This is a genomic window from Streptomyces sp. NPDC104307 (assembly GCF_055584045.1).
Genome location: NZ_JBVJMU010000030.1, coordinates 23,321 through 30,558 on the forward strand (window position 1 = coordinate 23,321; position 7,238 = coordinate 30,558).

Annotated in this window: 6 protein-coding genes; all 6 read left to right on the plus strand. The window is 71.1% G+C overall.

Annotation, left to right across the window (positions count from 1 at the left end):
* The first annotated feature begins 1 nt into the window (after position 1).
* On the plus strand, positions 2-556 hold the full coding sequence (gene tpg, locus ACZ601_RS38540; RefSeq protein ID WP_440578088.1) for a telomere-protecting terminal protein Tpg: 555 nt from the start codon (positions 2-4) through the stop codon (positions 554-556).
* 198 nt (positions 557-754) lie between these two features.
* The gene (locus ACZ601_RS38545) at positions 755-2,125 is read left to right on the plus strand and encodes a methylmalonyl-CoA mutase family protein (protein ID WP_469546768.1); all 1,371 of its coding nucleotides are present in this window, start codon (positions 755-757) and stop codon (positions 2,123-2,125) included.
* 153 nt (positions 2,126-2,278) lie between these two features.
* Positions 2,279-3,109: a thioesterase II family protein gene (locus ACZ601_RS38550; RefSeq protein ID WP_469546771.1), complete on the plus strand. Its 831-nt coding sequence runs from the start codon at positions 2,279-2,281 to the stop codon at positions 3,107-3,109.
* Positions 3,102-3,932 (plus strand): metallophosphoesterase family protein, encoded by an 831-nt coding sequence (locus ACZ601_RS38555; protein ID WP_469546773.1) that lies wholly within the window; start codon positions 3,102-3,104, stop codon positions 3,930-3,932. The genes ACZ601_RS38550 and ACZ601_RS38555 overlap by 8 nt, the downstream gene beginning before the upstream one ends.
* Before the next feature lie 123 nt (positions 3,933-4,055).
* Positions 4,056-6,683 (plus strand): helix-turn-helix transcriptional regulator, encoded by a 2,628-nt coding sequence (locus tag ACZ601_RS38560; RefSeq protein WP_469546775.1) that lies wholly within the window; start codon positions 4,056-4,058, stop codon positions 6,681-6,683.
* 185 nt (positions 6,684-6,868) lie between these two features.
* Positions 6,869-7,238 (plus strand): beta-ketoacyl [acyl carrier protein] synthase domain-containing protein (locus tag ACZ601_RS38565; RefSeq protein WP_469546777.1); only part of this gene is annotated, 370 nt, incomplete at its 3' end.

The window sequence follows — 7,238 nt, forward strand, 5'->3', positions numbered from 1 at the left end:
CGTGAGGGAGATCGACGACGCCATCGAACGCGCCGACCGGGAAGCCTTCACCCGGGAACCGCCCAAGACCCTCAAGGGCCGCATCAACTACCTGCTGCGGCAGTTGGGCACCGCCAGGGCCGTCGCGGCGGAGCTCGGCATCACGGCCGACTCCGTCAACCGCTACCGGCGCGGCGCCCGGAAGCACCCGCCCGGGAACATCGCCCTGAAGATCGAGGAAGCCGTCCTGTCCCGCTGGCAGCCGCAGGTCCGCAAACGCCGGCACAAGCAGGCCGCCACCACGGGAATGACCGTGGAGACCCGGGCCCGGTTCGGCTACACCGCCCCCATCGGCACCACCGACGACGGCCGCTTCCGCCGGCTCACCGTCCGTCTCCCGGGCAGCTACGCACAACGACTGTTCGACGCCCGCAGCGCGGGCGCCGAAGAGCAGGAGATGCGCGGGATCATCGCCGACGGATTCAGGAACATCTATTTCCAGGACGGTGGCGTCCGCGCCCCGGGACTGTCGGACGTGGAGATCAACGACATCGACTACCTGGACCTGGACTACTGAACAGGGACCAGCACGCCGGTAGACCGCCGGAACAGGCTGGTTGAGGGCGTTCCCCGGTCGCGCCGACCATGCCGCTCAGTCAACGGTGCCGACGGCCCGGGGTGAGGCCCCCTGCGTCTAAACCCGGCTTTAGCGCTCCGGACCAAGGTGGCGGCTCGCCCTGCGGGGCCGGGGCTGCCGACCTTCGGAGGCGGATTGATGAGAGAGGTCAGAACAGGCGAGCGCGGTGTGTACCCGCCGGTGCACACCGGCCGGCCGTGGACGATGCGCCAGTACGCCGGTTCCGGCACCGCCACCGAGTCCAACGCCCGCTACAAGGAGCTCATCGCGAACGGCACGACGGGCCTGTCGGTCGCCTTCGACCTGCCGACACAGATGGGCCACGACTCCGACACCCCCGCCGCCTCGGGGAAGGTGGGCAGGGCTGGTGTCGCGATCGACTCGATCGATGACGTGCGAGTGCTGTTCGGCGGGATCCCGCTGGACAAGGTCTGCACGTCGATGACGATCAACGGCCCCGCCGCGCCGCTGCTGCTCATGTACCAGCTCGTGGGCGAGGAACAGGGCGTGCCGGCCGACCGGTTGACCGGCACCATCCAGAAGGACGTGCTCAAGGAGTACATCGCACGGGGCACCTCTATCTTCCCGCCCGAGCCCTCCCTGCGGCTGATCGCGGACATCTTCGGGTACTGCCGGGCCGAGATCCCGAAATGGAACACGATCTCGATCTCCGGATGTCACCTGGCGGAGGCGGGGGCGTCGCCCGCCCAGGAGATCGCGTTCACACTGTCGGACGGCATCGAGTACGTCCGTAGGGGCGTCGCGGCCGGGATGGACGTCGATGACCTCTCCGTCGGGTTCTCCTTCCTCTTCGCCCGTACGACGCCCCTGGCAGAGGCCGCCAAGTTCGGTGCCGCCCGCCGGATCTGGGCCAGGGTGATGGGGGAGGAGTTCGGCGCCCGGAACCCCGAGTCGTTGATCCTGCGCCTCCAGACCCGGACGGCAGGGGCGCGGCTCACCGGGCGGCAGCCCGAGGTGAATCCGGTGCGGGCGGCGGATTCGACGCTTCCGGCCTACGCCTTTGCCGGGTCCGACGTCATCGAGAAGATGACCGACGACGTGGAGAGGGCGGCCGTCGACCTGATGCGGCGGGTCGAGGAGCTGGGCGGCGCGGTCAGCGCGACCGAGCACGGCTTCCAGAAGGTCGAGATCGAGCGCTCCGTCCGCCGGACCGAGCGGGATCCCGGCTCCGGCGGGCACGTCGCGGTCGGAGCCGACTGCTACCGGCCCGACGAGGACGAGCCTGGTGAGCCGCTCCGCGTGGACCCGGCCATCGAGGCCCGACAGGCCGAACGCCTCGCCAAACTCCGGGCCTGGCGGTGCGGTGACCGGGTCAGAGACGCCCTGATCGTGATGCGCAGAACCGCCGATGGCGAGGACAACGTCCTCTACCCGATGAAGGAGGCTCTGGCCGCGGGGGCAACGGTCGGAGAGGTCTGCGCCACCCTGCGCGAGGTGTGGGGACCGTACACCCCGTCCGGTACACAACGATGCCCCGCCCTCCCCTGACCGGGAACCGCCGCGAACCTGCCAACGCCAACGCCAACGCCAACGGCTCCGGCTCTGGCGACCGCTTCGGGAGCGTGGCACAAGTAGCCCTTTAATCCACGGCGTTAGCCTCCGGCCCCGACTGTTCCCGATGGCGAAGGAGCACGCAGCGCCATGAACACCCCGGACGTGCACAGCGAAGCATGGATCAGGCGGTTCCATCCCGCCGACGGCCGGCCGGTCCGCCTGGTGTGCCTGCCGCACGCAGGCGGCACGGCGTCCTACTTCTTCCCGCTCTCGCAGCGGCTCGCGGAGACGGCGGACGTACTGGCCGTCCAGTACCCGGGACGGCAGGACCGGCGTCGGGAACCGCCACTCGAATCGGCGCAGGAACTGGCCACAGCCATCCACACCGCGCTTCGCCCCTATGACGACCTCCCGCTGGTCCTCTTCGGGCACAGCATGGGCGCGGTCCTCGCCTTCGAACTGGCGCGCGCCATGGAGCGGGCGGGCACCGGGCCGCTCGGGCTGATCGTCTCGGGGCGCCGCTCGGCCGCCCTCACGTGTGAGGACAAGGTGCACACCCGCGGGGACGCGGCGCTGCTCCAGGAGATCCGGGTCCTGTCCGGCACGGACCCCGGTCTGCTGCAGGACGAGGAGATCCTCTCCATGGTGCTGCCCGCGCTGCGCGCCGACTTCAAGGCCATCGAGACGTACGCCTACCGCCCCGACGACGACCGCTCCGGGGCGCCGCTGCGCTGCCCGGTCTCCGTACTCACCGGCGTCGCCGACCCCCGGGTCTCCCTGGAACAGGCCATGGCGTGGCGTGAACTCACCACGGGCGAGTTCTCCTTCGCCTCCTTCCCCGGCGGCCACTTCTACCTCGCCGAGCAACAGGACCAGGTGGCCGAGGCGATCACGGGGAGCATCCGTTCCTTCACCGAGGCCCGCATCCATGGGCACGCGTCCGCCGAGGGCCCGACGCACGTCTCAGTAGATGCGTGACGGGAACCTCCTGGCCATCAGCGACCTGCACGTCGCCTGTCCGGAAAACCGCGGCATCCTCGACTCGCTGCGTCCCCGCACGGACCGCGACTGGCTGCTGCTCGCCGGGGACGTGGGGGAGCTGACGGAGGACATCCACTGGGCGCTCGGGCTGCTCGCCGAGCGGTTCGCCCGGGTGGTCTGGGCCCCCGGAAACCATGACCTGTGGGTCCCTGACCACGACCCGGTGCAGTTGCGCGGCGAGGCCCGCTACCAGTATCTGGTCTCCCTGTGCCGCCAGTTGGGCATCCTCACGCCCGAGGACCCCTACCCGGTCTGGGAGGGCGCGGAAGGGCCCGTTCTCGTCGCGCCACTGTTCGTTCTGTACGACTACACGTTTCGCACGGGCACCGCCCGCTCCAAGGAGGAGGCACTCGCCCAGGCCTACGACGCCGGGGTCGTGTGCACCGACGAGTTCCTGCTCGACCCCGCCCCCTACCCGACCAGGGACGCCTGGTGCCGGGATCGTGTCGTACAGACCGAGCGCCGGCTGGCTGCCTGCGATCCCGATCTGCCGACGGTGCTGGTCAACCACTACCCACTGGTGCGCGAGCCGACGAGGGTCCTGCGCCACCCGGAGTTCGCCCAGTGGTGCGGAACCGCCCGCACCGCCGACTGGCACACCAGGTTCCGCGCCCGCGCGGTCGTCTACGGGCATCTGCACATACCCCGCACCACCTGGCACGACGGGGTGCGCTTCGAAGAGGTCTCCGTCGGCTATCCCCGCGAGTGGCGCAAGCAGGGGCGCAAGGTGTTCGAGCCCCGGATGATTCTGCCGTACTGATCCTTTGTGGGGCAGGCGGTAGTTCCTGCCGTGCAGCTAGTGCCCACCGCGCTGAGCCCCCGGACGTGCCTGCCTCTTCCTAAGCTGCCCGAAGTACCAGGCCAACGACCGGAGGAGCAGCTCATGGTGTTCCTGCACCGCGCCGACGAACGCGCCGTCGTGGACAAGGCGGTACGTGGCTGCGCCGACCGTGCCTCCGGCCTCGTTCTCGTGGAGGGCTCCGTCGGCTGCGGCAAGACGCTGCTCCTGGAGTACGCGGCGGCGGCAGCCCATGACCAGGGCCTCACCGTCGTGCGTGCCACGGCCGGCCCCGCGTCGAGGCGCCGCGACCACGCCCTGCTGCGCCGACTCGTCGACGAGCTGGCTCCGCACGATCCCCGGCCCGGTAGGCGACCGAACACGCGACCGGATCCCGCAGCCTTCGCCCCCCTGCTGCGCTCGGCCTGCGCCCGCGGCCCCGTCGTCCTGTGCATCGACGACGTGCACCACGCGGACCGGGAGTCCCTGACGGAACTGGTGCACCTCATCCAGGGCTTTCGCGACGCTCCGCTGCTCACACTGCTCGGCCAGACCTCTCACCGCCGTGTGGACCACCCCGGTCTACAGGCCGAACTGCTGCGCCACCCCGGCTACACCCGGATCCACCTCGATCGGCTGGACCCCCGGGAGACCGCCGAGCTGTCCCGGTTGTGGGGCGCGCCCCCCAGCTCCTCGTCCGCCGAGTCCCCGTACCGGCTCAGCGGCGGCAACCCGCTGCTGCTGCGCGCCCTGCTCGTCGAGGCGGACGGCCTCGGCTGCCTCGAACCCGTGCCCGGCGGCCCGTACGCGGAGACGTTCACCGCGTGCCTGGACCGCTGCGGGCCCGACGCACAGCGTCTCGCGGTCGCCCTCGCCGTGCTCGGGCCGGACGCCGGCACCGATGACTCGCGCGCCACTCTGCTCGCCGGGCTGGCCCCGGAGGCCGCCGCCGTGGCCGGGAGCGTTCTCGACGCGGCGGGGCTCGCCGTCGGCGCCCGGCTGCCCCATCCGACAGCCGAAGCCGCAGTGCTCGGCACCCTCGGCCGGTCCAGGCTCCGCGCGCTGCACCGCGAGGCCGCCCACGTCCTGCACCGCACACGCGCTGAACCGACTTCCGTGGCTGGCCAGTTGCTTGCCGCCGAGGTCGCGGGGCACGACTGGGAGGTCGCCGCGCTGCGCGAGGCTGCTCGCCACGACACCTCGCCCGAGCGCTCCGGGGCGTTCCTGCGGCTGGCCCGTTCCGCCTGCCCGGACGGGCCGACCCGGCTCCGCGCCACGCTCCAGCTCGCCGAGCACGCCTGGCAGCAGGACTCCGGTGAGGCGCACCGGTTGCTCGACGAACCGCTGGCAGTCCAGCGCGCCGGGCTGTTGCCGCACGCCGAGGAGGGCTGGCTGGTCCGGCTGCTCGCCACCCAGGGCCGTATCGAGGAAGCCGACGAGGTGCTCGGCCACCGCGCCGACCCAGGTGACCGGCCCGCTTCTGACGACCCGTTGCGCGAACTGCTCGCTCAGCTTCCGAACGGTGTCGCCCACGCGGACGGCCCGCCCGCGCGAGCCGCCGTGCTGTGGCTGCATCCGGGCGCGCAGCACGCGGTGCCCGCCGCCGAACGGCTGCTGAAACAGACGCCGTTGGAGCCGGCCACGTTCGAGTACATCAGCCACGCCCTGCGTACGCTCGTCCATCATCGGCCGCACACCGCGGTCGACTGGTGCCGGCGGTTGAGCGGACTGGCGGCCCACCGGCCCGCCCCCGGGTGGCTTGCCGTCTTCGGCACCGCGCACGCCGAGGCCCTCCTGCGGCTCGGTGACCTGACCGGTGCCCAGCGCGCGGCGACCACGGCGCTGGGTCATCTGGCGGGACGTGGCGGACCCTACCTGCTGGCCCCGCTCGCCACGCTCGTCCAGGCCCTCACGGGGCAGGGAGACTTCACGGCTGCGGCCCGGCACCTGAGGCCCACACTGCCGGGCGAGCCCTACACCACCGTGCACGCCCTCTCGTTCCTGCGGGCACGCGGCCACTACCACCTGGCAACGGGACGTCCGGAAGCCGCACTCGCCGCCTTCCTGGACGTCGGCGTGATCGCGGTCCGCTGGGGACTCGACCAAGCGAGCGTGCTGCCCTGGCGCAGCGACGCCGCCGCCGCGCTGACCGTTCTGGGCCGCCCGAGCAGGGCCCAGGCGCTGCTGGAGCAGCAGCGCGACCTGCCGGACGGCGGTGACTCCCGTGTGCGAGGGGTGTCGCTGCGGCTGCACGCCCTCGCGGCGGAACCCCGGCGCCGCGTCGAACTCCTTACGGAAGCCGCCGCCCTCCTGCGCGAGTGCGGTGACCGCTTCGAACTCGCCCGCACTCTGTCGGACCTGGGCTCAGCGCTGCAGATGAACAGCGAGGGGACCCGGGCCGGCACCATCCTGCGAAGGGCCCGGCGGCTGGCGCTCGACTGCGGGGCGTTGCCGCTCGACGAACACCTGGAACCTGCCACGGGCGAGGACCCGCGAGGGTGGCGTGCCGACGACACGGGGTTCGGCGAGGCGGGCCTGAGCGACGCGGAGGAGCGCGTCGCCGCGTTCGCCTCACAGGGCTACACCAACAAGGAGATCGCGGCGAAGCTCTTCGTCAGCGTCAGCACGGTGGAGCACCACCTCACCCGCGCCTACCGCAAGCTCGGCATATCCCGCCGCCGGGACCTGCCCGCCGATCTGCGCACCCGGGGCGCCGAACCGGCCCTCAGCTGAACAGGACCACCGGCTGAACAGGACCACCGGCTGAACAAGGCCACCGGCTGAACAAGACCACCGCAAGACCACCGCAAGAGCGCCTTTAGCGCGCCGCATGAGGATGGGCGGGCGGAAAACGTGCTTTTCGCCGTGCCCGATAAATTCCGGATTCTGCGTGCGAACGGAAAAGGAGACCACCCACCGTGAAGTCGAATTCTGGTGCTCCGCTCGAAGATGCTGTTGCCGTGGTTGGGATGGCGTGCCGTCTGCCGGGTGCGGAGAATGTTGATCGGTTTTGGGAGGTGCTTGCTGAGGGTCGGGAGACTGTTGGTGAGGTGCCGGAGGGTCGGGGTGGGCTGGGTATTGCGCGGGGTGGTTTTCTGTCGCGGGTGGATGGGTTTGATGCGTCGTTTTTTGGGGTGAGTCCGCGTGAGGCGGCGGCGATGGATCCGCAGCAGCGGTTGATGTTGGAGCTTGCGTGGGAGGCGTTGGAGGGTGCGGGTGTGGTGCCGGGTGGGTTGCGGGGTGAGCGGGTGGGGGTTTTTGCTGGGGTGATTCAGGATGATTATGCGG

What these genes read in the sequence shown, in the direction of transcription:
- ACZ601_RS38545 (WP_469546768.1), top strand. Translation starts at nt 755, where the DNA reads ATGAGAGAGGTCAGAACAGGCGAGCGCGGTGTGTACCCGCCGGTGCAC.
- ACZ601_RS38550 (WP_469546771.1), top strand. Translation starts at nt 2,279, where the DNA reads ATGAACACCCCGGACGTGCACAGCGAAGCATGGATCAGGCGGTTCCAT.
- ACZ601_RS38555 (WP_469546773.1), top strand. Translation starts at nt 3,102, where the DNA reads ATGCGTGACGGGAACCTCCTGGCCATCAGCGACCTGCACGTCGCCTGT.
- ACZ601_RS38560 (WP_469546775.1), top strand. Translation starts at nt 4,056, where the DNA reads ATGGTGTTCCTGCACCGCGCCGACGAACGCGCCGTCGTGGACAAGGCG.